General features: G+C 39.6%; 22 protein-coding genes, 1 rRNA gene and 1 riboswitch. Of the genes, 1 reads left to right on the forward strand and 22 read right to left on the reverse strand.

The genetic code is table 11. The features are described 5' to 3' along the window. Positions 1-17 precede the first annotated feature (17 nt). The 8 genes from gatC to I5435_RS20195 form a co-directional block, all read right to left on the reverse strand. The gene (gene gatC / locus I5435_RS20160) at positions 18-305 is read right to left on the reverse strand and encodes an Asp-tRNA(Asn)/Glu-tRNA(Gln) amidotransferase subunit GatC (protein ID WP_024364473.1); all 288 of its coding nucleotides are present in this window, start codon (positions 303-305) and stop codon (positions 18-20) included. A 286-nt stretch (positions 306-591) separates the two neighbouring features. Next, positions 592-1,728 carry a CamS family sex pheromone protein gene (locus I5435_RS20165; protein WP_337982869.1) on the reverse strand — a complete coding sequence of 379 codons (1,137 nt, stop codon included), beginning with the start codon at positions 1,726-1,728 and terminating at the stop codon, positions 592-594. A gap of 131 nt (positions 1,729-1,859) precedes the next feature. After that, positions 1,860-3,857: an NAD-dependent DNA ligase LigA gene (gene ligA, locus I5435_RS20170; RefSeq protein WP_025220653.1), complete on the reverse strand. Its 1,998-nt coding sequence runs from the start codon at positions 3,855-3,857 to the stop codon at positions 1,860-1,862. Positions 3,858-3,871: 14 nt separating this feature from the next. Beyond that, on the reverse strand, positions 3,872-6,124 hold the full coding sequence (gene pcrA / locus I5435_RS20175) for a DNA helicase PcrA (protein ID WP_108031139.1): 2,253 nt from the start codon (positions 6,122-6,124) through the stop codon (positions 3,872-3,874). A 31-nt stretch (positions 6,125-6,155) separates the two neighbouring features. Next, the gene (locus I5435_RS20180) at positions 6,156-6,845 is read right to left on the reverse strand and encodes a heptaprenylglyceryl phosphate synthase (protein ID WP_108031140.1); all 690 of its coding nucleotides are present in this window, start codon (positions 6,843-6,845) and stop codon (positions 6,156-6,158) included. A 109-nt stretch (positions 6,846-6,954) separates the two neighbouring features. Continuing rightward, the gene (locus I5435_RS20185; protein ID WP_004225717.1) at positions 6,955-7,275 is read right to left on the reverse strand and encodes a YerC/YecD family TrpR-related protein; all 321 of its coding nucleotides are present in this window, start codon (positions 7,273-7,275) and stop codon (positions 6,955-6,957) included. A 16-nt stretch (positions 7,276-7,291) separates the two neighbouring features. Beyond that, on the reverse strand, positions 7,292-8,344 hold the full coding sequence (locus I5435_RS20190; RefSeq protein WP_024364468.1) for a DUF3048 domain-containing protein: 1,053 nt from the start codon (positions 8,342-8,344) through the stop codon (positions 7,292-7,294). An 86-nt stretch (positions 8,345-8,430) separates the two neighbouring features. Then, positions 8,431-10,152, reverse strand: coding sequence for an adenine deaminase C-terminal domain-containing protein (locus I5435_RS20195; protein ID WP_024364467.1), 1,722 nt, complete (start codon positions 10,150-10,152; stop codon positions 8,431-8,433). A 311-nt stretch (positions 10,153-10,463) separates the two neighbouring features. Between I5435_RS20195 and I5435_RS20200 the strand changes: the two genes are divergently transcribed. Next, positions 10,464-10,922 carry a YgaP-like transmembrane domain gene (locus tag I5435_RS20200; protein WP_337982870.1) on the forward strand — a complete coding sequence of 153 codons (459 nt, stop codon included), beginning with the start codon at positions 10,464-10,466 and terminating at the stop codon, positions 10,920-10,922. Positions 10,923-11,006: 84 nt separating this feature from the next. Here I5435_RS20200 and purD read toward each other — a convergent pair whose 3' ends face one another. From purD to rrf, 14 genes are all read right to left on the reverse strand, one after another. Then, positions 11,007-12,263 (reverse strand): phosphoribosylamine--glycine ligase, encoded by a 1,257-nt coding sequence (gene purD / locus I5435_RS20205; protein ID WP_025220656.1) that lies wholly within the window; start codon positions 12,261-12,263, stop codon positions 11,007-11,009. Positions 12,264-12,455: 192 nt separating this feature from the next. Next, positions 12,456-13,982, reverse strand: a complete 1,527-nt coding sequence (purH, locus tag I5435_RS20210; protein ID WP_337982871.1) for a bifunctional phosphoribosylaminoimidazolecarboxamide formyltransferase/IMP cyclohydrolase — start codon at positions 13,980-13,982, stop codon at positions 12,456-12,458. Positions 13,983-14,169: 187 nt separating this feature from the next. Then, complete coding sequence (gene purN / locus I5435_RS20215; protein WP_025220658.1) at positions 14,170-14,739, reverse strand: phosphoribosylglycinamide formyltransferase; 570 nt, start codon at positions 14,737-14,739, stop codon at positions 14,170-14,172. Continuing rightward, positions 14,739-15,794, reverse strand: coding sequence for a phosphoribosylformylglycinamidine cyclo-ligase (gene purM, locus I5435_RS20220; RefSeq protein ID WP_337982872.1), 1,056 nt, complete (start codon positions 15,792-15,794; stop codon positions 14,739-14,741). The genes purN and purM overlap by 1 nt, the downstream gene beginning before the upstream one ends. Positions 15,795-15,982: 188 nt before the next feature. Then, positions 15,983-17,407 (reverse strand): amidophosphoribosyltransferase, encoded by a 1,425-nt coding sequence (gene purF / locus I5435_RS20225; RefSeq protein WP_024364461.1) that lies wholly within the window; start codon positions 17,405-17,407, stop codon positions 15,983-15,985. Then, entirely contained in the window at positions 17,383-19,617 is a 2,235-nt protein-coding gene (gene purL, locus I5435_RS20230) for a phosphoribosylformylglycinamidine synthase subunit PurL (protein ID WP_337982873.1), read from the reverse strand. Before purL ends, purF begins: the two co-directional genes overlap by 25 nt. Continuing rightward, the gene (purQ, locus tag I5435_RS20235) at positions 19,604-20,287 is read right to left on the reverse strand and encodes a phosphoribosylformylglycinamidine synthase subunit PurQ (RefSeq protein ID WP_025220660.1); all 684 of its coding nucleotides are present in this window, start codon (positions 20,285-20,287) and stop codon (positions 19,604-19,606) included. Before purQ ends, purL begins: the two co-directional genes overlap by 14 nt. 2 nt (positions 20,288-20,289) lie before the next feature. Next, positions 20,290-20,538, reverse strand: coding sequence for a phosphoribosylformylglycinamidine synthase subunit PurS (purS, locus tag I5435_RS20240; RefSeq protein WP_024364458.1), 249 nt, complete (start codon positions 20,536-20,538; stop codon positions 20,290-20,292). Positions 20,539-20,540: 2 nt separating this feature from the next. After that, positions 20,541-21,251, reverse strand: a complete 711-nt coding sequence (purC, locus tag I5435_RS20245) for a phosphoribosylaminoimidazolesuccinocarboxamide synthase (RefSeq protein WP_024364457.1) — start codon at positions 21,249-21,251, stop codon at positions 20,541-20,543. Positions 21,252-21,379: 128 nt separating this feature from the next. After that, a complete protein-coding gene (gene purB / locus I5435_RS20250; protein WP_024364456.1) occupies positions 21,380-22,675 on the reverse strand; it encodes an adenylosuccinate lyase in 1,296 nt (431 codons plus the stop codon). Between the two features lie 13 nt (positions 22,676-22,688). Beyond that, positions 22,689-23,813, reverse strand: coding sequence for a 5-(carboxyamino)imidazole ribonucleotide synthase (gene purK / locus I5435_RS20255; protein WP_024364455.1), 1,125 nt, complete (start codon positions 23,811-23,813; stop codon positions 22,689-22,691). After that, entirely contained in the window at positions 23,810-24,298 is a 489-nt protein-coding gene (gene purE, locus I5435_RS20260; protein WP_024364454.1) for a 5-(carboxyamino)imidazole ribonucleotide mutase, read from the reverse strand. Before purE ends, purK begins: the two co-directional genes overlap by 4 nt. A 212-nt stretch (positions 24,299-24,510) precedes the next feature. Further along, positions 24,511-24,609, reverse strand: a riboswitch (purine riboswitch). A 92-nt stretch (positions 24,610-24,701) separates the two neighbouring features. Next, on the reverse strand, positions 24,702-24,896 hold the full coding sequence (locus I5435_RS20265) for an NETI motif-containing protein (protein ID WP_024364453.1): 195 nt from the start codon (positions 24,894-24,896) through the stop codon (positions 24,702-24,704). Positions 24,897-25,119: 223 nt separating this feature from the next. Further along, positions 25,120-25,235, reverse strand: a 5S ribosomal RNA gene (gene rrf / locus I5435_RS20270). Positions 25,236-25,322: the final 87 nt, after the last annotated feature.

A 25,322-nucleotide genomic window follows, 5' to 3' on the forward strand; every position in this document is an offset into this window, starting at 1 on the left:
CCTCCTATGTTTTAGTATTACATGATAGCTGGTACTTTTACTTGACCATCTTCTTGTTCTTTTACATTTAACATCATTACATCGCGGTCTAAACCTTTAGTTGCCACGTCTTCACGCATTACGTTTACTAATGGTAAAACGTGTGTTGTTGGTTCAACATTTGTAGTATCTAACTCGTTTAACTGCTCTGCAAAGTCAGTAATTTTCCCAAGTTGCTCAGCAAATTTTTCCGCTTCTTCTTCTGTAATTGCAAGACGTGCTAAATTCGCAACGTGCTTAACCTCTTCTTTTGTTAATTTTGCCATTGTTCACACCTCCGAATACTATCCAATTCATTGTTTTTATTGATAACAATAGGGTTGAATAAAGTTAACCATGCCCATTATCATAACATTTTTCCTACTAAAAATCACAACTTTCACCAAAAATATAGAAACTTTCACTACTATGACAAAGTGTTGTCTTATGATGTCTTCTATTGTTGAAATGGACAACATCATCCATAGCGCATTTCCGTACTTTGAGGCTTATTACATACTATGTCTTGTTCTCATTTCATTAAAAAATAGCCAGCACAAGGCTGACTATTGTTTACTCATACACGTGTACATATGGGTCTTTATCATTCGCTTCTTTCATAATTAAAGCTTCTGGACCATTAACCGATGTAATGCTCACTTCGACATTAATATTATCAAATTGATTGATAAGGACGCCCGTCAAATATTGTGTGAAACCAATAATTTCAGCCGTGCCGAAAAATTGGATTGGAATTTCAATTGAGAGCTTTTGTATTTTTTTATTTTGATAGAAGCCAGTGCCGATGACACTCGTATAGTTAGAAAAATATTTATCAACATCTTGTTTGAAGTTTTTAAAATTATTACTTACATCTCGATAAGCATCATGTGTGTCATCTGTAGGGAACATCACATATTCTTCATCTAGCGCCTGCCAATCGCCAATATCATTTTGCCCTTCTTTGGAAACACCATAAGTAAAATACGTACCTGGAATTATTTCATTGCGCGCTCGCTGTTTAAATAGCCCAACGACAATTGGTACATCTTTTAGTTCATCACGTGTACGCATACGGGAAACGATTTCAGCCGCCATCTTTTTGCCTTGTTCAATAAGAGCAGACTCCGGAATAGGCTCCTCGTAATACTCCCCATATTGTTCTTTCTGATAATAATAAATAGAATTCAAAGCAAGCCCGATTGAAATACCACCTAGTTTTACTTTGTTATCATCCGTTTTCTTTAAGTAGTTTTGCTCGACAATATGGGCTAAATAAACAGGTGCTTTTGTTGCACGTTCTTCTGGCGTCATAGCGTCTGTTGTCGGAGGATTTAAACCATCCTCCGTTTGTGAACTACGCGCTAACCAGGAGCTTACTGTGCTTTCAGCTAAATATTGCCCTTCTTGGAAGTAATAATTTTCTGTGTCAAACTCATTTTGAGAAAGACGCATTAACCCTGTTTCAACTTCCTTCATATCATACTTCGTGTAAATATTTGAAACTACTAATCCACGGCTTGCACTTTCTTTATATGGAATGAGTGTTTTATAAAAAGATTCATCAATCTGTAGACTAGGAATAATCGTTGTTTCCGCTTTTTCCTGTTGCGTTTCCTGTGTAAGCTCTGTCTCCTTCTTATTCGAAGGCACACAGCCGACTAGCATTGCAGCAGCTACAATTGCTGGAATGAGTCGAAATGACTTCATTATGTTAGTACCCCTTTACTAATATCAGATTCGTCTTGGACAAATTATATTTGACACCACTAATTTTTGGACGCAAATATTCTTCATGCTTTACTGTTTTCTTGCGTTATGAAACTTTACTTTAAATGATGTTAAGTCAGTTGCTCAATTAGGTCATCTTCGTTCCAAATTTCAATGCCTAGTTGTTGTGCTTTCGTTAGTTTGGAACCTGCATCCGAACCAGCAATAACAAGGTCTGTTTTCTTACTAACACTGCCTGTGACAATTCCACCTAACTCTTCTATTTTCGCCTTTGCATCGTTCCGTGTCAATTGCTCAAGTTTACCAGTTAATACGATTGTTTTCCCTGCAAATGGATTGTCTCCTACGATTACTTCTACCTTTTTGCCTTTATATGTCATATTGACACCCGCTTCAGCAAGTCGTTTAATAACAGCACGGGCATCTTCATTAGCAAAATACTCAACGAGCGACGAGGCCATTTTATCGCCAATTTCATGAATCGCAACAAGTTGTTCTTCAGATGCAGCCATCACCGCCTCCATCGTCTCAAATTCCTCTGACACGATTTTCGCTGCCTTCTCTCCAACATGTCGTATTCCTAACCCAATCAATAGACGTTCCATCGAATTGTCCTTAGATGCTTGAATAGCTTTCACTAGGTTGGTAGCTGATTTCTCACCCATTCGTTCCAACTCTACTAATTGCTCCACTGTTAACTGATATAAATCGGATACATCATGAATTAAATCAGCGCGCAACAGTTGCTCGACAACCTTCTCTCCAAGCCCATCAATATTCATGGCGTTACGGGAGACAAAGTACTTGATGCTCTCTGCAATTTGGGCAAAACAAGCTGGATTCACACAGCGTAAGGCAACCTCCCCCTCAATTCGAATCAGCTCACTATCACATACCGGGCAATTTGGCGGCATTTCGTAAGGAGTTGAATCTTCTGGACGTTGCTCTAATAATACCCCGACTACTTGAGGAATAATATCCCCAGCTTTTCGGATAATGACGGTATCTCCAATGCGAATATCCTTCTCGCGAATTAAATCTTCATTGTGTAGAGAGGCGCGTTGCACTGTAGTTCCAGCTACCAGTACCGGTGCTAAAATCGCAGTTGGTGTGACAACGCCAGTGCGCCCTACTGTTAAATCAATATCAAGTAATGTTGTGACAACTTCTTCAGCGGGGAATTTGTAGGCAATTGCCCATCTTGGACTTTTTGCCGTATAGCCGAGTTCATCCTGCTGTGCAAAACGGTCGACTTTGATAACAATACCATCAATTTCATAGGCTAAATTCGGTCTGTTTTCTGTCCAATATTCAATAAAGGACAATACTTCCTCAATGGACGCGCAACGTTGACGCTCCTTATTTGAAGGGAAGCCGATTCCTTCTAAATAATCTAGCATTTCGCCATGTCCATCAATTCCGTACGCCTCACCATCTCCACCAATTGCATAGATAAAGGTTGATAATTGACGACTTGCGGCAATTTTAGGATCTAATTGACGCAATGAACCTGCAGCGGCATTGCGAGGATTTGCAAATAATTCTTCGCCATTTTCTGCTCGCTGGGCATTCAATTTTTCAAATGATTTTTTAGGCATATAGGCTTCGCCACGTACTTCAATCGTAATTGGTTCTTTTAAGCGCAGTGGCACAGCACGAATCGTTTTTAAATTCGCTGTTATATCTTCCCCTACAACGCCATCACCGCGTGTAGCTCCTTGTACAAAAACACCATTCTCATATTTTAATGAAATAGCAAGACCATCTATTTTTAATTCGCAAACATAAGAAAAGTGATCGCCGATTGCTTGACGAATTTTACGGTCAAACTCTTGTAAGTCCGCTTCATTAAATGCGTTTGACAGACTTAGCATCGGATAATCATGCGTCACTTTCTTAAATCCTTCTACGATTGCACCGCCTACACGTTGTGTTGGTGAATCAGGATAAATAAGTGAAGGATTTGCCTCTTCTAATGCAATGAGTTCATGTAATAGTTGGTCATATACACTATCTGCAACTAGAGGGTTATCTAGCACGTAATACGCATGCCCATATTCATGCAATAATTTATTTAACTCCGCTATGCGCTGTTCAATTTCATTCATTTAAGTTCCTCCGCTTACGCTTTTTCAATAGGTGCAAATTGCGCCAATAGTCGCTTAATACCGATTGGTTGTGGAAATGCGATATCAAGTTCTGTACTATCACCTTCACCTTTTACGCTAACAACCATACCTGTTCCCCATTTTTTATGAAACGCTTTATCCCCAGCCTTCCAACCGAATTGGTCGCCTCCAGTTGCTTGCAGGCGTGCAGTTGCTGGTTGTGTATGCTGGTGCGCGCCAAGTGTGCGTTTTGAATACCCACTAGACGAGCGATTACTTGATGCAAATGGTACTTCAGGTTTTGAACCACCTTTGGAAATTGACTCTAAAATGTCCTCTGAAATTTCACGTAAGAAACGGGAAGCATTGTTAAAGCTTGAACGACCAAAAATTGTACGCGATTGTGCACATGTTAAATACAACCGTTCCTCTGCCCGTGTAATGCCAACATATGCCAGTCGTCGTTCCTCTTCCATTTCATCGTTGTCGTCTAAAGAACGAGAGTGAGGGAAAATATTTTCTTCCATGCCAATAATGAAAACGACAGGGAATTCTAATCCTTTTGCAGCATGCATCGTCATTAAAATAATATTTCCTTTTGATGCATCTTCCTTGTCAAGCGCATCGATATCGGCAATAAGAGCTAAGTCCGTCAAGAAGGCGATTAAGCTCTTATCTTCACTGCGTTCTTCAAACGCTTTTGTTACAGATAAAAATTCCTCAATATTTTCTAAACGACTTTCCGCTTCAATGGACTTTTCGTTTTGTAACATCGCACGATAGCCTGATTTCTCAATTACTTGTTCCACGATTTCCGTCACAGATAAGTAATTTTGCATTTCTGTAAAACCTTTAATCATTGCATAAAAATGTTCCGCTGAAGCAGCAGCTTTTCCTGTTAGTCCCATAAAGATTAGATCATTCATCGCATCAAAAATGGAGCGATCCTGATCAATTGCATAGCGTGCCATTTTTTCAAATGAGGTAGCACCAATACTGCGCTTCGGTTCGTTGATAATACGCGCAAGCGATAAATCATCGTCATTGTTGGCGATTAGACGTAAATACGCCAATAAATCCTTTATTTCTTTACGGTCATAGAATTTTGTACCACCCACAATTTGATACGCCATATTGGACTTCACAAGCACTTCTTCCATCACACGAGACTGTGCATTTGTACGGTATAAGATGGCGAAATCATCAAATGAACGATTTTCCTTCTCCATAAGCTGTTGGATTGTTTGCACGACAAACTGCGCTTCTTCCTGCTCATTATATGCTTTATATAAAGCAATTTTTTCACCATGTGCATTTTCTGTGCGCAGCTCTTTCGGATAACGGCTTGTATTATTTTGAATGACGTCATTTGCCGCTTGGAGGATGCGCTTTGTAGAGCGATAATTTTGCTCTAACATAATGACCTTAGCATTTGGATAATCTTTTTCGAACGATAAAATATTGCCAATATCAGCGCCTCGCCAACGATAAATGGATTGGTCGGAATCCCCTACGACACAAATATTTTTAAATTTTTTCGCAAGTAATTGCACTAATAAATATTGCGATTTATTAGTATCTTGATATTCGTCAACATGTATATATTGAAATTTATTTTGATAGTATTCTAATACTTCAGGTACTCGTTTAAATAAGGTAATCGTTGTCATGATTAAATCATCAAAATCGAGTGACTGATTGCGTCGTAATCTTTTTTCATAGCCTTTATAAACAAGGGCAACCGTTTTTTCATACGGATTATGTTCATTGATTTGCGCTGCATATTCATCTGCAGTTATGCATTCATTTTTTGCTGAACTAATCGCATTTAAAATAGCACGTGGTTCAAAACGCTTAGGGTCAATATTTTCATCTTTTAAGACATTTTTAATAACTGATAGCTGATCTGTCGAATCTAAAATTGAGAAGTTGCGTGAAATACCTAGTTGCTCGATATTACGGCGCAAAATGCGTACGCACATCGAGTGAAATGTTGATACCCACATGCTGTCGCCCGTTCCATTTCCGAGAATGCCATCTATCCGCTCTCTCATTTCACGAGCAGCCTTATTCGTGAACGTAATCGCTAAAATCTTTGATGGGTATACTTCTTTTTCTATGATTAAGTACGCAATACGATGTGTTAGTACTCTCGTTTTGCCCGAACCAGCGCCTGCCATAATTAGCAATGGCCCTTCAGTTGTTTTTACTGCTTTTTCCTGTTCGGGGTTCATACCTACTAATAAGTTTTTTGTTAAATGCTCCATTTCGCACCGCCTTACAAACATTTGTTCTTAATTATATCGCATTTTTTACAGCCTTAACAGTCGAAAGTGCAGCTTTTAAATCCTCATATATAATATTTCCCACAACTACAGTATCAGCAACTTGTGCCATTTCAGCAGCTTGCTTAGAAGAAGTTATGCCACCACCGTAAAAGAGCTTTGTATTTTGCAATTCATTTTTCACCGCACGTACTATTGCAATATCGCCATATACTCCGCTATATTCTAAATAAAATACAGGCAATTTAAAGAAGTTTTCTGCCATTCGTGCATAGGCCACTACATCATCCGTCGATAAATCGGTATTCGCTTGTGTTACTTCTGCAACTTTACAATTTGGATTTAAAATACAATACCCTTCAGCTACTAACTCATCCCAAACCATAATATCGCCATATTCTTTAATAGCCTCATGGTGTAAATTTTTAATCCATTTCGGGTCATCACTATTTAACACCGTTGGAATAAAATAATAGTCATAGCCAGGCGTTACTGCATCAATTGTTGAAATTTCCAGCGCTATTGGTACTTCAAAGCGACGCACACGAACAAGCAAATCTAATACGCCATCTAATGTTACGCCATCTGTGCCGCCAACCAAAATAACATCCGTTCCAGATTCACAAATTTTTTCTAGTGCTTCATCCGATATGTCCTTTGCTGGGTCTAACTTGAACACATGTCTCCACTCTAAATAATCCATCTATTTTACCACCTATCATTTTCTATCTATTCGTTTACAAGTATAGCTTATGGCTTGCTACAAAAAAATATAAAAGACTGAGCAGAAACTCTACCCAGCCTCTTACCTACTATTCTTTTGGTGCTTGAAACGGCTTTTCATCTGGATACAAACGACCTAACATTTCATCATATGTATCGTTACCATAATCAAAGCAGCGACGTACACGAGAAATTGTTGCGGTACTTGCCCCTGTCTCCTTTTTAATGGATTCATAGGTTTTCTTTAAACGTAATAAATGTGCTACCTCAAAGCGTTGTGCTAGTGATTGAATTTCACTAATCGTACATAAATCATCAAAAAATTTATAGCATTCTTCAATGTCCTTCAGTTCTAGTACTGCTTTAAATAACTGATCTGTTTGATGCCCTCGAATTTTTTCGATTTGCATACAGTTTTCCTCCCTCTTAAGGCTGCGTTTTCACCATTGCTTGTAACCCTGGTGAAGCTGGTACGAAATGAACCCATGACTTTCCTGGAACTAGCTTTACAAGGTCACCAGATTCTTCGACAGCCATTGGTAATCCATCGATATTAGCCCATTTTACTTCTCTTAAATAACCATTTTGCAATACATACGCATTTCCACCAGAGGTTAAATCAATATCTTGACGACCCACATTATCAATTGTTTGGTGATTCATTTCAAAAAATAACACATTTGCAAATGTTAATGCTTCGCCTGTCAACATATCTTTCGTTTCCACGCCTGCCGATTGTCGTCCATAACGATTCGTTTGATGATCGTACACATACGTATTGTGGAAATAATTACTATTCCCATAGTTAATGTCAACTTGACTTGTTTCAACGCCTATTTTACCACGTTCATCGGGTTCATAAAAAGCCTGATGCACTTTTTCACTGTAATTCATTGAAGCGCCTACTTTTTCAGCACCTTTTAATATATTTTCAGAGGTAATATAAGAGTTATGTGGAGCTACGCGATCATTCGAGCGTTTAAACAGTGTACCATCGTAATTCATACCATTTATATTATCCACAACATTATTGCTAAGCATCGCTTTTGCCTCTGGGCTGTAGCCATGTGCGACATAAAATGCCCCAAGACCTTTTGCCATATCTACAAAATATGAACGTGCACTTCGTACTGGGCCAATGTTTTCTGGTAAATCACTTTGATAGACTGCTAGTAAACGCGTAACGTCTCCTTCAGCTAGCATTTCATAAATAATATCTGCGGATGCCAAACCTGATTGAGGGCGTGCGGCAGGATGATTATTAATGGTCACTATAATTGGACGCTGTGTTACTTCTTCTTCAACACTCTCTCCTGTTAACGGTGCCACAAATGTCTCTTGCTTTGCAGGCTCTTCAATAGCTGGCTTGTCATCTACTTTCGTTGCTTCCTCATCTGATTCAGATGCATCTTTTGAACATCCACCGATGAACAAGGCGCTTAATGCTAAGCCAACTAGTAGTTTTTTTGATTTTAACACTTGCATTACTCTCCTTTAGTCAATGCCGCTCTGATGTAATGTCTATTTGCTGGTGCTCTGGCGCTATATAAATTGTACTACTTTAACTACCGCATTACTGCTGGTAATAATAATTTATTCTTCAGGACATCAAAAATCCCTTTTGGTGTTATTCGAATATACGGCAAATGCGTAGATTGTAAAAATAGCAAAGTATAAATGGCATCTCCTAAACGATAGCCACGTTCTGCCAATGCTTGTTTTAAATCAAGCTCCTTCACTGTCAGTTCCTCCATATTCCCTTGATACAGAATACCACCGATAGTTAACGGAACAGATGCTACGACCTCTCCCTTTTCTACAAGCACAATGCCCCCACGCATTGCCTTCATCTCTTCAAATGCCTTTTGCATATCGTCTTTATTTTTGCCGATAAGCAAAATATCCCCAGTATTTGAATAGGAGGAGGCAAAACCTTGAACGTTTGTGGCAAAACCTTTAATCATCGTATTAACATGCCAGTTACCACTTCGATTAATCAGCATTAAATAACTTTCATCATGGTTTGCAAGCTGCCCTTCTCGTGTAATCAATGAATTATAAGGTTTCGTTATAACGTCATTTACTAATTCAATTCCAAATGGCATTGAAAATTGGAAATCATGAGAGGTTAGCGAAAAGTCCAAATCAAAAGAAGGAATTGCTGAATAATCTATGTCAGCAAAACGATGCACCCGTTCTCCATCACGCTTTAACCAAACACCTTTTGATAGTACACTTTCCGGTATTGGATGATATTCATCTTGTAGAATATTTAGTGAGGCAAAGCGTCCCGTCGCAATAAAGCCATGTAAGTTCGACATATTGTAATAACGCGCAACATTATAGGATGCCATTTGGTAAGCATCGATTGGTGAAACCCCTGCATCTAATGCGACTTGAATACATTTATCCATCACACCATCCTGATGGAATGATGGTGTTGAGCCATCCGTTGTCATCATTAAATGGTCGAATATCGGTAGTTGTTTTTCTACGATTCCTTTCAATAGATTTGGTAAATCTGGACGAATTGAAGAATGACGAAGCGTTACGGCAAATCCTTGCATAATACGACGTTCTACTTCTTCCACCGTCATGGCTTCGTGGTCTCCATCTGCACCAAGTAATTTCATCCGCGCTAAAGTGCGCTCTGATGCACCTGGAAAATGACCTTCAATCTTTTTACCATATCCTTTCGCCATTTGCATGCGATAAAGCATTAAATCATCACCATGCAGTAAACGAGGCCAGCCCGTTAGCTCCCCACCTAACAATACATCGTCACGTTCTAACCATTCTAAAATCGAAGTGTTTGAAAAAATTTCTTCCTCTTGCTCCATTTCTGTTTGTGAATCAAAGCGCGTCCACCAATAAAACGAAAACGGTAATTTCTTTAAGTCATCTAATATTGAAAACGCTTTCTTGTTTTCTAAAGATAAGACGAAGCTTAAATTATCCGATATAAAAGCTGTAGTCCCAAGTTGCCCACAAAAATCAGCAAAGGATTGAGGATGATACAACTGGAACGGATGAACATGTGGTTCAATGTAGCCAGGTACAATCGTTTTATCCGAACAATCTACTATTTCTGTTCCATCTATTACTGGAGGCATTTTTTCTCCCGCATACACGATACGGTCTCCTGCAATCCAAATATTCCCTATCACCCATTGTTTCAGCATGCTATGTAAATAACGTGCATTTTTTAAGACAATATTAGGCGATTTTTTGCCATCTATAACAGCTAAATGCTGACGCAATTCCGTAATTTTCCATACTGGATCCATGTAAATCGCTCCTTCCTAATTTGCGTAAAATTTCATTGTGTAATTCCTATTTGAATTCACATACTACTACTGCATAAACGCTTTTGCATTCATTGTGCATATGGATGTATTGGCGTTCGCATTTTGAATAGGACTCACAAGTTGACGCCTTTCAAAAACCGAGCCATGTACATCTTCATTTCAGATTATCTGCAACATGAAGCAAAATAATGCTTTATGCAATCATCTTGTTTCAATCGTAACACAGCACTTTCATAAAGCAAAGTGCACCCCGCTTTATTTTTTCCACTATGACTAAAGGAGGAAATGATATGATGCAACAAGCAAATCTTAGTGATAAAAATGCCTTTTGCCGTTTTGCCCTTGGCACAAGTATGACGGCATTTGGTATCGCTAAAGTTTCAAGAAATCCTAACTGTTTGAAAAGTCGACTGATGATCGCATTAGGGGCAATGAAAATGGCTGAGGGTATTTTTAAATATTGTCCTGCAAAGGCAATGTTAAACACAAATGTGGAAACTGCCATGAACACCTCTATGCAAAGTATGTTCAGTGGGCAAAATTCTATGTCTTCTGAACAAAATCCAATGTCCTCTGAACAGATTGGTAAGCTAATGAAGGATTTCTCCTCTGCGATTACTGGTAATTCGTCAGATATAACTGCAAGTGCTTCTAATTCAAGTGCTTCTAACTCATCTGACACCAGCACTTCAAACCAACATTCCTCGGACAGTAAAAATTCTACAACAAAAGCACAAAATCCTTCTTAGTCAAAGAAGCCGTCTCAATACAAATTTGAGACGGCTCCTTACTTTTTAGAGAAATGAAAAGTCTATGAAAAATATTTGTAAATGTTATTTAAATGTACGCCAGCCAATATCTTTGCGATAGAAGAAGTTGTTCCATTCAACTGTGGCAATGCCAGCATAAACTTTTTCTTGTGCTTCTTGTAAGGTAGATGCTTTTGCGGCGACAAGTAAAACACGCCCACCATTCCCTACATATTTTCCATCTACAAACTTCGTACCTGCATGGTAGACTGCATGTGAAGCTGAAAGTGTTTCTAAGTTCGGTAACGCATTTCCTTTCTCCACATCACCAGGATATCCTTCAGCAGCAATAACAACGCCTAACATCGCTTCATTTGACCATTGCAAATCAAATGGTTTTTCCTCCATTAATGCGTTCATAAAGGCACCGAAATCGGATTGCATGCGTGGAAGGACGACCTGCGTTTCTGGATCACCAAAGCGCGCATTGAATTCGATTACTTTAGGACCCGTTTTTGTTAAAATTAGACCCGCATACAAAATACCCGTAAATGATACCCCATCTGCTTCCATTCCTTTAACAGTTGGCTCAACTACTGTTTTATAGGCGACATCCACTACATCCTGCGATATTTGTGGAACAGGAGAATATGCACCCATGCCACCTGTGTTTGGTCCTTTATCGCCGTCATAAGCCCGTTTATGGTCTTGTGCAATCACCATTGGATAAATTTGTCCTTTATGTACAAAAGACATAAAGGAGAATTCTTCACCATCAAGGAATTCTTCAATCACTACACGAGATGAAGACTCACCAAAACGCTGATTCCCGATCATATCCTGTACGGCATCAATCGCTTCTTCTTCTGTCATAGCTACTACTACACCTTTACCAGCCGCTAAGCCATCTGCCTTAATAACAATTGGTGCACCTTGGGCTTTAATATAGTCAATCGCTTTTTCTGATTCTGTAAATGTTGCATGTGCAGCGGTAGGAATATGATATTTATTCATAATATCTTTGGCATATGATTTACTGCTTTCAATTTGCGCTGCTGCCTTCGTTGGACCAAATACGCGTAAACCACGTTGCGTAAAGAAATCGACAATCCCTTCTGCAAGTGGTTGCTCTGGACCAACAAATGTTAAATCTACTTCGTTTTCTTTAGCAAATTGTGCAAGTCCTGCAAAATCCATTGTGTCAATCGCAACAACTTCTACATCTTCTCGCATCCCATCATTACCTGGCGCTACGAATACTTTTTTTACGGACGGAGAAATGCTAAATTGTTTGGCAATTGCATGCTCACGACCGCCACTTCCTATAACTAATACGTTCATAATTAGTGAATCCTCCTCTTTAAGAGTAAGAGTGTCTAATAAGCTGCTCTAAGTAAATCCTTCGAACCTCATGTGAGTTAGAGCATTTATATGCTTTTATAGAAAAAATAGTATACTAGAAACGCTCCCAGTATACTATTTTCCTTATTAGGACAAACCCTTTATTATTTGTATATTTTTATATAGCGATGATTAATGCTTGAAGTGACGTACGCCTGTAAACACCATTGCAATGCCGTACTCATTTGCTTTATCAATCGAATCTTGGTCTTTAATAGAGCCACCTGGTTGAATAATGGCTGTAATTCCTGCCGCATGAGCTGCTTCTACTGTATCACTCATAGGGAAGAATGCGTCAGATGCTAAAGCAGCACCTTTTGCTTTATCACCAGCTTGTTCGAAAGCGATTTTCGCAGCACCTACACGGTTCATTTGACCAGCACCAACACCTAATGTCATTTGAGAATCTGTTACAACGATTGCATTTGATTTCACATGTTTAACTACAGCCCAGCCAAGTTGTAATGCTTCCCATTCTTTGTCAGTAGGCTCTCTATCTGTCACTACTTTAATGTCTGCATCAACAAAGCCATAGCTGTCTGGCTCTTGTACAAGTAAGCCACCTTCAACAGAGACAACGTTAAATTGATCTTTTTTAGCTTGCTCAAATGGAATTGTTAATAAGCGAATATTTTTCTTTTGTGTAAGAATATCTAATGCTTCTTGCGTGAAAGATGGCGCAATAATAATCTCTAAGAAAATATGGCTTAACTTTTCTGCCGTTGCCGCATCTACTTCCATGTTCAATGCAATAATTCCACCGAAAATAGATGTAGGATCGGCTGCATATGCTTTGTCAAAAGCTTCTTCTAGCGTTACACCTGTACCAACACCACATGGATTCATATGCTTCACAGCAACTGCTGCAGGCATTTCAAATTCTTTCACGATTTGAAGTGCGGCATTACCATCTTGAATGTTATTGTATGATAATTCTTTTCCGTGTAATTGCGTAGCATAAGCTAATGAGAAATCCGAACCAAGACGTTTTTGATAAAACGCGGCTTTTTGATGAGGATTTTCACCATAACGTAAGTTTTGCTTTAATTCGTAAGTAAGCGTTAAGCTTTCAGGGAACGCTTCCTCTGTTAAGTGATTTGAAATATAAGAATCATACGCTGCTGTGTGACGGAAAACCTTTGCTGCTAGCTTACGACGTGTTTCAATCGTTGTAGCACCAGTTGCTTTCAATTCTTCTAATACAGTTGCATAGTCATTGCTATCTACAATAACTGTTACATATTGATGATTTTTAGCTGCTGAACGTAGCATTGTTGGACCACCAATATCGATATTTTCGATGGCATCATCCCATGTTACATTAGGCTTTGAAATTGTTTCAACAAACGGATAAAGATTAACACAAACAATTTCAATTGGTTCAATTCCATGCTCATTCATTTGCGCTTGATGAGAAGCATCATCGAATTTCCCTAATAGTCCACCGTGGATCATTGGATTTAAAGTTTTTACACGCCCATCTAAAATTTCTGGGAATTTTGTTACTTCATCCACTGCTGTTACTGCGACATTATTGTCCTGTAACATTTTTTTTGTACCACCAGTTGATAAAATTTCATAACCTAATGCCACTAATTCTTTGGCAAATTCTAAAATACCATCTTTATTGGAAACACTGATTAATGCACGTTTTGTCACAACGAAATCCTCCTAATTTGTCTCGTGTAAAGCCACGAATTATCTATCCATCTTGATTTAGCGGCGTTAGGTGCTTATTGAACGACTCGTTCTACTTGAGCGGAGTTCATCATGATTTGAGCGAATCTTACAGGAGTAATTAGCGTTTCCTGTTACAATGAGCCAAACCTAACTACCTACCAATCCATTACTTTAATAATTGTTGTAATGCTTTTGTATATAACACATGCTCTTGCTGATGAATGGCCATTTCAGTTGCCTCACGATCACCTTCGATAACAGCAACTGCAGCTTGTGCAATAATAGGCCCTGTATCCATGCCTTCATCTACAAAATGCACCGTAACACCCGTCACTTTCACACCATGTGCAATTGCTTGTCCAATCGCATCTTTGCCTGGGAAGGATGGTAACAGTGAAGGGTGGATATTCACAATACGCTGTGGATATGCCGCCAATAATACTTCGCTAATTAAACGCATATACCCTGCAAGTACAATCCACTGCACACCACATTCACGTAAGGCTTCAATAATCGCAGTTTCGTAGTCTGCTTTCGATGCAAATTCTTTTGGATTTAAAGCTAGGACGGGGATACCAAATTTTTCTGCACGCGTCACAACAAATGCAGCAGGCTTATCTGTCACAACAAGCTCCACTTTAGCATGTAGTTCGCCACGTTCAATCGCTTCTTGAATCGCTTGGAAATTACTGCCGCTTCCTGAAGCAAAGACGGCAATTTTTACTGGTGCAGTCATTACACTAAGCTCCCATCATGTGAGCCGTTAAATACAACGCCCTCGCCTTTCACAACGCGACCGATTTTGTATGCTTTTTCACCATTCGCTTCTGCTGTAGCAATAACTTTATCTGCTTCTGCTGCTGGTACAGCCAATACGAAACCAATGCCCATATTGAAGACATTATACAAATCTTTATCTTCAAGCTGACCTTTTTCTTTTAAAAATTCGAAAATACGAAGAACCGGCCAAGAACCTAGGTCAATTTCTGTTGCTAAGCCTTCTGGCATCATACGTGGTAAGTTCTCATAGAAACCGCCACCCGTTACATGTGCACAACCATGCACATCAGCCGCTTTTAATGTTGCAAGAACTGGTTTTGCATATAATTTAGTTGGGACTAACAGTGCTTCACCAATTGGGCCTAAGTCTTCGAAGCCTTCAACAACTGCATCCACTGCATAGCCGTTGTCAGCAAACACGATTTTACGCACTAATGAATAGCCGTTCGAATGGACGCCGCTTGACGCTAATCCAATAAGCACATCACCTTCAATAATTTTTTCACCTGTTACGATTGCTGATTTTTCACAAGCGCCTACAGCAAATCCTGCTAAATCATACTCATCTTCTTCATAAAGACCTGGCATTTCCGCAGTCTCACCACCGATTAAAGCAGCACCAGATTGCACACAGCCATCTGCAACACCTTTGACGATTTGTTCAATTTTCGCTGGTTCTGCTTTACCAAGTGCCACGTAATCTAAAAAGTAAAGTGGTTCTGCACCTTGCGCTACAATATCGTTTACACACATAGCAACACAGTCCACGCCAATTGTATCGTGCTTGTCTACCATGAAAGCTAATTTTAATTTTGTCCCAACACCATCTGTCCCTGAAATTAAAACAGGTTCTTTAAGATTTAGTTCTGACAAGTCAAACATACCACCAAAGCCTCCAAATGTACCCATCACGCCTAGTCGATTCGTACGTTCAACGTGAGACTTCATTCGTTTAACAGCTTCGTAGCCCGCTTCAATATTTACACCTGCTTGTTCATATGCTTTTGACATGCAGAGATCCTCCTTTAAATTAATTCAGCACAAAACCCTAACTTTTACATATAGAGAGTCGTACAAAATTATGTTCAACATCATGCTGGGAATATCCATCCTAACTCAATGTCATTTTCACCTTTAGAGGATACCCAACATCGTTTGAATGTGGGTACTCCAACAAGGCTTTATTGATTAACATACACTTAGCGTAACAGTTCTTTTTCGTGTGGTAAGATTGTATCCGGGAAAATTTCTGTTGGGTATTTGCTTGTAAAACATGCTAAGCAAAGACCTTTATTTTCATCCTCAAATGGACGTGCAATCGTTTCGACCATGCCTTCAACTGAAAGGAATGTTAGTGAATCAGCACCAATTGCGTCTCTTATTTCATCCACACTATGGCTCGAAGCAATCAACTCTTCATGTGTTGAAGTATCAATACCGTAATAACAAGGATCCGTCATTGGTGGAGAAGAAATCACAACATGCACCTCTGCTGCACCTGCATCCTTTAGCATTTTGACAATACGGCGTGATGTTGTACCACGAACAATTGAATCATCCACCATTACAACGCGTTTCCCTTTGACAACTTGCACAACAGGTGACAGCTTCATTTTTACACCACGTTCTCGCAATTCTTGGGTCGGTTGAATAAATGTACGACCAACATAGCGGTTTTTTATTAACCCTAGCTCATATGGAATACCGCTTTCTTCAGCAAAGCCAATTGCTGCTGAAATACTTGAGTCAGGTACACCAGTTACGACATCCGCTTCAATATGTGCGCATTCACGTGCGAGTTGTTTCCCCATACGTTTACGTGCCATATGCACATTAATGCCATCAATATCGGAATCAGGACGTGCTAAGTATACATACTCCATCGCACACATTGCGCGATTTTCCATATCTGCAAAACGATCTGATTTTACACCTTCATCGTTTATTATTAATAATTCACCTGGTTCCACTGAACGTATAAACTCTGCTCCTATTAAATCAAAAGCACAAGTTTCAGAAGCAACAACCCAACCGTCTCCTAGTTTTCCAAGAGATAGAGGACGTAGACCATGTGGATCACGTGCAACAAGCATTTCATCTTTGGTCATAATTAAGAATGAATACGCTCCCTTTAATAACGAAAGGGCATTTTTCACCTTTGCTCGGAATGGTGAATGCGAGCTTTTCTTAATAAGATGCGCTAACACTTCTGTATCTGAGCTAGAGTGGAAAATACTACCTTGACGCTCTAAATACTGTTTTAAGTGTGTCGCATTGACTAAGTTACCGTTATGAGCAATTGAAAGGCTACCTGTTGATGAATGAAATAGTAATGGCTGTACATTTTCGATTCCGCCACCGCCAGCAGTCGTATAACGAACATGGGCAATTGCCGCTTTTCCGTCCACTGCTTTTAATTTCTCTTCGTTGAAAACATCATTTACTAATCCTTCGCCTTTCACCGCGCGCAGGTGTAGACCGTCAGAAACGACGATACCAGCACCTTCTTGTCCACGGTGTTGAAGAGCATGAAGCCCGTAATAACTAAGGTGTGCTGGATTTGGGTTACCCCAAATACCAAACACCCCACATTCTTCGTTTAAGCCTCTGAGTTCAGCAAGCATGGGATTGCTCCTTTCCAATTAGAACGGAATTCCTCCACTGTACCTTCTACAAGCACACCGTTGTCACCGTTGATTTTAACAAGCGCATCGTTTGTTACGACACCGATTTTTTGTGCATCTTTTACAGTTTCTACAAATGCAGCTGCATTTTCTTCTTTGACTGTTACAACGAAACGGGATTGTGTTTCACTGAATAAAGCCGTTGTTGCAGAGCCTGTTAGTGTCACATCAATGCCTAAGCCTTGTGCACCAAATGTCGTTTCTGCAAGTGCTACAGCAAGACCACCCTCTGCTACGTCATGTGCAGATTGTACAAGTCCAGCTTTAATTGCTTTCAACAATGCTTGTTGACGAGCTGCTTCTACTTCTAGGTTAATAGCAGGTGCTTTTCCTGAGATGACACCGTTATTTAATAATTTTTGAAGTTCTGAACCACCAAATTCAGTATTCGTTTCACCGATAACAAATACTACATCGCCAGCTGATTTCACATCTTGCGTTGTTACATGTGCTAAGTCTTCGATTAGACCTACCATACCGATTGTTGGTGTTGGATAAACGGCTTCACCGGAACGTTCATTGTATAAAGAAACGTTACCACCGATTACTGGTGCATTGAGTGCAGTACATGCTGCTGAAATACCATCGGCAGATTTTTCAATTTGCCAGAAAATTTCTGGTTTCTCTGGATTACCAAAGTTTAAGCAGTCTGTAATAGCAAGTGGTGTACCACCCGTTGCGACAATATTACGCGCTGCTTCTGCTACTGCAATCGCGCCGCCCACTTCAGGATCAAGGTAAATGTAGCGAGAGTTACAATCTGTAGTCATCGCAAGACCTTTATTTGTGCCACGTACACGGATAACTGCAGCATCTGAACCAGGTGCTACAACTGTTGATGTACGAACTTGATAATCGTATTGATCGTAAACCCATTCTTTTGAAGCAATCGTAGGTGCTTTTAACAATGCGTTTAACGTTTCTTTATAATCTGTTACAACTGGTTCTGCATTGTCCATTGCTTGGAACTGTGCGTAGTATGCAGGCTCAGCAGATGGCTTATGATAAACTGGCGCATCTTCTGCTAATGCATCTGCTGGTACATTTGCCACAACTTCACCTTTGTGCAGTAAACGCAACATTTTATCATCTGTTACAACTCCAATTGCTACTGCATCTAAATCATATTTATCGAAAATCGCTTTAATTTCATCTTCGCGACCTTTTTTCACAACTAATAACATACGTTCTTGAGATTCAGATAACATCATCTCATATGCAGTCATACCTGTTTCACGTTGTGGTACTAAATCTAGGTTCATTTCTACACCAGATCCAGCTTTAGAAGCCATCTCTGCTGAAGATGAAGTAAGACCCGCAGCACCCATATCTTGAATACCAACTAGCGCATCAGATTTTACAACTTCTAAACAAGCTTCAAGTAGTAGTTTTTCCATAAATGGGTCCCCTACTTGCACAGCTGGACGTTGATTTTCTGATTCCTCTGTTAATTCTTCAGAGGCAAACGTCGCTCCATGGATACCATCACGACCTGTTTTTGCTCCTACGTACATCACTGTATTTCCTACACCCGCAGCAATACCACGTTGAATATCCTTGTGATCAATTAGCCCAACGCACATTGCGTTTACTAATGGATTACCTTCGTAGCAAGGGTCGAATTGAATTTCGCCACCAACAGTTGGAATCCCGATACAGTTACCATAGCCAGCAATACCTGCAACTACTTCTTCGAATAAATATTTACCACGTGCTGATTTTAACTCTCCGAAGCGTAATGAGTTTAGCATCGCAATTGGACGTGCACCCATTGAGAATACATCGCGAATAATACCGCCAACACCTGTTGCTGCACCTTGATACGGCTCGATTGCCGAAGGGTGGTTATGTGATTCCATTTTAAATACAACGGCTTGCTCATCACCAATATCTACAATCCCTGCACCTTCACCAGGACCTTGTAATACTTGTGGCCCTTTTGTTGGGAATTTACGTAATACTGGTTTTGAATTTTTATATGAGCAGTGTTCAGACCACATTACTGAGAAAAGACCTGTCTCTGTCCAGTTTGGTAGGCGACCTAGAATACCTTCTACCATTGCAAATTCTTCGTCTGACATCCCCATTCCAGCGTATAGCTTTTCATCTTTAATTTGCTGTGCTGTTGGCTCAAACTTAGTTGTTGACATGATTTTCCCTCCACTGCTTCACAATTGATTTGAATACTGCTAGACCATCGGCTCCGCCCACAAGTGCATCGACAGCTCGTTCTGGGTGAGGCATCATTCCTAATACATTTCCGCGCTCGTTAATAATCCCTGCGATATCTTCTAAAGAACCGTTTGGATTTTCTCCTGAGTATGTGAACACAATTTGATTGTTATCTTTTAGTTTTTGTAATGTTTCCTCGTCACAATAATAGTTACCTTCACCGTGTGCGATTGGAATATTGATTACTTGACCTTGCTCATATTGATTTGTGAATAATGTATTGTTGTTTTCAACTTTAAGCTGTATTGTACGACACATGAATTTTAGGTTTTTATTACGTAGTAAAGCACCTGGTAATAAGCCTGCTTCTGTTAGAATTTGGAACCCGTTACAAACACCCAAGACTGGCTTACCCGCATCTGCTGCTTTTTTTACTTCTGCCATAATATTGGATTGGTTTGCCATAGCGCCACAACGTAAATAGTCACCATAAGAGAAGCCGCCTGGTACTAGAATACCGTCAAAGCCACTTAAATCTGTTTCTGCGTGCCATACATATTCTACTTCTTCACCTAGTTCGTCTTTAATCGCATGATACATATCGATGTCACAGTTTGACCCAGGGAATACGAGTACTGCGAATTTCATGATTAGTTAGCCTCCTCGACTTCGTAACGGTAGTCCTCAATTACTACATTTGTTAAAACTTTTTCACACATTTCTTTTACTAGAGTATCAATATCGCGCGCAGAATCTCCGACAGTTAGTTCAAGATATTTACCGATACGTAAATCTTCTACTTCACCGTAGCCCATTTTCGCTAAAGAACCTTGTACTGCTGAACCTTGTGGATCTAGAATACTCTCACGTAATGTTACGTAAATTTTAACTTTTTTCATTGTTATTTGCCTCCGAGTCTAGAAAGAATAATAGTGTATACTTCAGTTAAATTACCAAGGTCTCGACGAAAGACATCTTTGTCCAACTTTTGCTTTGTTTTTGTATCCCAAAGTCTGCATGTATCTGGTGAGATTTCATCTGCCAATAATACATCTCCGTTCGTATCACGGCCAAATTCAAGTTTAAAGTCAATTAGCGTGACATCCACATCAGCAAAAATTGGTTGGAGTACTTTGTTCACAGCTAATGCACCGTCATACATCGCTGTTACTTCTTCTGGTGTTGCAAGGTCAAGTACATCAATATGCTCCGTTGTGATAAATGGATCGCCTAATGCATCATCCTTGTAATAGAATTCTACGATTGAGCGTTTTAATGGTGTGCCTTCTTCTAAACCAAGGCGTTTTGCTAAGCTACCTGCAGCTATGTTACGAACAACAACTTCAATTGGAATGATTTCAACCTTTTTCACTAGTTGTTCTGTAGCAGACAATTGTTTTACGAAATGTGACGCAATTCCGTTAGCTTTTAATTTTTCGAAAATTAATGAGGTAATGCGATTATTTAAAACGCCTTTCCCGTCAATTTCCTCTTTTTTCTCACCGTTAAATGCTGTTGCACTATCCTTATATTCAACTAAAAGTATTGTAGGATCTTCTGTTGCATATAATTTTTTTGCTTTACCTTCATACAAAAGTTGGTCTTTCGTCATTTCGTCATTCCCCCAGATTATTATGAAATACGCCTCGACGTATTGATGTTATGGATTTTGAATCTTGAAGTATGATTCAAAACCCGTAACATCCGTCGTGGCACTAACTGTCTATCGATTCAATACTGTTAGTTAAGTCCAAGACGTTCAAAAATCATATCTACATGCTGTAAGTGGTAGTTGTAATCAAAGCAATGATCTAACTCTTCCTTCGTTAAATAAGAAGTGATTTTTTCACTTGCATCAACTAACGTACGGAATTGTACTTGCTCGTCCCACGCCTGCATCGCTAATGGTTGAACTGTATCATACGCTTCCTCACGTACTAACCCTTTATCGATTAGTGCTAATAAAATTCTTTGTGAGTAAATCAGTCCAAATGTACGACCCATATTACGTTTCATGTTTTCAGGGAATACTGTTAAATTTTTCACGATGTTACCGAAGCGATTTAACATATAGTTCAGTGTAATCGTTGCATCCGGTAAAATAACTCGTTCCGCAGATGAATGTGAAATATCACGCTCATGCCATAGTGCTACGTTTTCGTAAGCTGTTACCATGTAACCACGCATTAAACGTGACATACCAACCATGTTTTCAGAGCCGATTGGATTGCGTTTATGCGGCATAGCAGATGAACCTTTTTGTCCTTTTGCAAAGGCTTCCTCTACTTCTCGAGTTTCTGATTTTTGCAATCCACGAATTTCAGTTGCGAATTTTTCAATTGATGTTGCAATTAATGCAAGAGCGCCTAAATATTGTGCATGGCGGTCACGCTGTAATGTTTGTGTAGAAATAGGTGATGCTGCGAGCCCTAATTTGTCACATACGTATTGTTCAACGCGTGGATCGATATTTGCATATGTGCCAACTGCACCAGACATTTTACCTGTTTCAATCACTTGAGCAGCTGCTTCAAAGCGTTCTAAGTTACGTTTCATTTCTTCATACCATAAGCCTAATTTTAAACCGAACGTTGTTGGTTCAGCATGTACACCATGTGTACGACCCATCATCACCGTATGTTTATGCTCTTTCGCTTTTGCTGCAATAATATCAATAAAATTCACAATATCTTTTCGTAAAATATCATTCGCTTGTTTAATCAAATAAGAAAGGGCTGTGTCAACCACGTCTGTTGAAGTTAAACCGTAGTGCACCCATTTACGCTCTTCGCCAAGTGTTTCAGATACAGCACGTGTAAATGCCACTACGTCATGACGCGTTTCTTTCTCAATTTCTAAAATACGATTTACATCAAATGAAGCATTTTCACGAATTTTAGCTACATCTTCTTTTGGAATATCGCCAATCTCCGCCCAAGCTTCACATGCTAAAATTTCAACCTCTAACCAAGCTTGGTATTTATTTTGTTCTGTCCAAATTGCGCCCATCTCGGGTCTTGTGTAACGTTCAATCATTGCGTATCTCCTTCTATTCTGACCAAATGCCAGAACTTTCGATTTGTTGTAATGTTGCTTCTAAATCTTTTGTCATAATCGTTACGTGGCCCATCTTACGGTTCACCTTAGCTTCAGCTTTCCCATAAAGATGCAATGACCATTCAGGATATTTTGCAATTGAGTTACTAAGTGGCATAACATGCTGCCCTAATACATTCACCATTATTGATGGTGCCCAAAGTTGCGGTTTGCGCAATGGCCAACCACAAATAGCACGGATATGCTGATGGAATTGTGATATATTACATGCCTCTATTGAATAGTGACCAGAATTATGTGGTCTCGGTGCTAGTTCATTAATAATAATTTCGCCGTTTTCTAAAACGAACATTTCTACCGCCAGTGTCCCTACTAAATTTAAGTAATCAGCTATTTTTATAGCCTCTTGCTCAGCAGACTGTGCTGTCATCTTTTCGATACGAGCAGGTACAATTGTTTCGTGTAAAATATGATGAACATGAATATTTTCACCAACAGGCTGACAATATAATTCTCCGTCACCGTTTCGCTGTACAATAACTGATACTTCTTTCACAAAAGGTACAAACCCTTCAGCAATACATTGTGAATGAGCGAAAAGCCCTTCTGCTAATGGTAAATCCGCTGCTGAATTTAGAAGCTGCTGCCCTTTGCCATCATAGCCACCTCTTGCAGTTTTTACGATACACGGATAACTGATCTTGTCAATACTCGCGACCAATTCCTCGTATGTATTAGCTACTATATAAGGAGCTACTGGACAGCCAGCTTTCACAATTGCTTCCTTCTCAGTCACGCGGTTTTGTGTAATGCGTACTAATTCAGCTCCTTGTGGTACGTAAGCCATTTGAGTTAATCGTTTTAAACCATCGTAATCGATATTTTCAAACTCATACGTAATAACGTCACTGACTTCTGCAAGTTCCTCTAATGCAGCTTCATCATCATAAGGTGCCACAATTCGGATATCTGCAACCTGTCCACATGGTGAATCCATTGTCGGCTCAAGAACAGCTATTTTAAATCCTGCTTCCTTTGCAGCAAGTGCCATCATACGGCCAAGCTGTCCTCCTCCGATAATACCTATCGTTTGTCCTGGATAAATAATTTTCGTCACACTAAGTCACCTGTGCTTTCCAATACTTGTTGCTTCGTCGCCTCGCGTCTAGCATCTAGTTTATTAGCAAGCTCTATGTCTGTTGTCGACAAAATTTGCGCTGCAAGCAAGCCTGCATTTGTTGCACCTGCTTTTCCGATTGCCACAGTTGCTACAGGTACACCACCTGGCATTTGTACAATTGATAACAGTGAATCAAGACCATTAAGTGCACGAGATTGTACTGGCACGCCAATAACAGGTAATGTTGTTTTAGCTGCTACCATACCTGGTAAATGTGCTGCACCTCCAGCACCTGCAATAATCACTTGAATACCTCGCCCACGTGCTGCTTCAGCGTACTCAAACATTAAATCAGGCGTACGATGTGCTGATACTACTTTTTTCTCGTACGGTACTTGTAATTCATCTAAAATATCACACGCATGTTTCATAGTTTCCCAGTCACTTGAACTACCCATAATGACACCGATTTTCGGATTCATGAATTGTCGCTCCTTTTAAACGATAGAAAAATGATCGATTATTGTGCAAGCCTCTATTATTCAATAGTCACTGCATTTCTTTACTTTTTGAACAAAGAAAATCCTCAAATAAGCTACTCTCTACCATACACGTGAAAGCAGCTTACTTGAGGACTTATTATGAAAAGAATATGCAGATTTAGACATCTGTACACACACCTTCCCGTAACATGCCAAAAGTTGCTTTCCCGCATAGTCCAGCATTTACGGTGCCGGGTAGAGACACTAGAGCCAATTCTCTAGCATATATGAGGGATTTAATTGTTTTCCTTATCACATTTTAACAAGTGAAAACACTATCGTCAATGCAAAAATGCGAACATTTTATTTTCATCACTAAATATCGTTCGGTTTTAAGTCATATTTAGTCAGAATCTTGACATAACATCGCTTTAAATTGTATTTTTTGACGTAAATACGTTGGTTCGCCATTTACTAGATGAAAAATAGGCTCTTCCTTCCGTCCCATCGCCATATATCCATCTTGACGCATTCTCTCTAAACATTGTTCGATTGTTTCATTTTCTTCTACTTCATACCAAATTTGCTTTTTGCCCAAACTGTTCTTCCTTCCAATCCATGTCATGATTATTCTTCCTTACTTGTAATCCATTATACCCGATATGGCACTTCAAGAATGCACGAAATTGTAACAATTCATAATCATAGTAGCGTTTTATATCCCTATTTCAAGCTTCTCAATCGCATAACCGGTACCTTTACACAAAACATTATGCAAAAAATAAAAAAAGCCAAGGAATATATCCTTGGCTTTTAAACTTGCCTAGCGACGTCCTACTCTCACAGGGGGAAGCCCCCAACTACCATCGGCGCTAAAGAGCTTAACTTCCGTGTTCGGTATGGGAACGGGTGTGACCTCTTTGCCATCATCACTAGACTATATTCGACCTCCAATACACGGCGTATTACTGCGTCAGCTTCTCTAGTTCAATCAGTCACGTACAAAGGTACGCTCCTTCAATCA

It is taken from the genome of Lysinibacillus sp. C5.1 (genome assembly GCF_016350185.1).
GTDB classification, from domain to species: domain Bacteria; phylum Bacillota; class Bacilli; order Bacillales_A; family Planococcaceae; genus Lysinibacillus; species Lysinibacillus sphaericus.

Coding starts and splice junctions, on each gene's coding strand:
- gatC (WP_024364473.1), bottom strand. CDS start 305: ATGGCAAAATTAACAAAAGAAGAGGTTAAGCACGTTGCGAATTTAGCA.
- I5435_RS20165 (WP_337982869.1), bottom strand. CDS start 1,728: ATGAAGTCATTTCGACTCATTCCAGCAATTGTAGCTGCTGCAATGCTA.
- ligA (WP_025220653.1), bottom strand. CDS start 3,857: ATGAATGAAATTGAACAGCGCATAGCGGAGTTAAATAAATTATTGCAT.
- pcrA (WP_108031139.1), bottom strand. CDS start 6,124: ATGGAGCATTTAACAAAAAACTTATTAGTAGGTATGAACCCCGAACAG.
- I5435_RS20180 (WP_108031140.1), bottom strand. CDS start 6,845: ATGGATTATTTAGAGTGGAGACATGTGTTCAAGTTAGACCCAGCAAAG.
- I5435_RS20185 (WP_004225717.1), bottom strand. CDS start 7,275: ATGCAAATCGAAAAAATTCGAGGGCATCAAACAGATCAGTTATTTAAA.
- I5435_RS20195 (WP_024364467.1), bottom strand. CDS start 10,152: ATGGATCCAGTATGGAAAATTACGGAATTGCGTCAGCATTTAGCTGTT.
- I5435_RS20200 (WP_337982870.1), top strand. CDS start 10,464: ATGATGCAACAAGCAAATCTTAGTGATAAAAATGCCTTTTGCCGTTTT.
- purD (WP_025220656.1), bottom strand. CDS start 12,263: ATGAACGTATTAGTTATAGGAAGTGGCGGTCGTGAGCATGCAATTGCC.
- purN (WP_025220658.1), bottom strand. CDS start 14,739: ATGACTGCACCAGTAAAAATTGCCGTCTTTGCTTCAGGAAGCGGCAGT.
- purM (WP_337982872.1), bottom strand. CDS start 15,794: ATGTCAAAAGCATATGAACAAGCAGGTGTAAATATTGAAGCGGGCTAC.
- purF (WP_024364461.1), bottom strand. CDS start 17,407: ATGCTTGCTGAACTCAGAGGCTTAAACGAAGAATGTGGGGTGTTTGGT.
- purL (WP_337982873.1), bottom strand. CDS start 19,617: ATGTCAACAACTAAGTTTGAGCCAACAGCACAGCAAATTAAAGATGAA.
- purQ (WP_025220660.1), bottom strand. CDS start 20,287: ATGAAATTCGCAGTACTCGTATTCCCTGGGTCAAACTGTGACATCGAT.
- purS (WP_024364458.1), bottom strand. CDS start 20,538: ATGAAAAAAGTTAAAATTTACGTAACATTACGTGAGAGTATTCTAGAT.
- purC (WP_024364457.1), bottom strand. CDS start 21,251: ATGACGAAAGACCAACTTTTGTATGAAGGTAAAGCAAAAAAATTATAT.
- purB (WP_024364456.1), bottom strand. CDS start 22,675: ATGATTGAACGTTACACAAGACCCGAGATGGGCGCAATTTGGACAGAA.
- purE (WP_024364454.1), bottom strand. CDS start 24,298: ATGAATCCGAAAATCGGTGTCATTATGGGTAGTTCAAGTGACTGGGAA.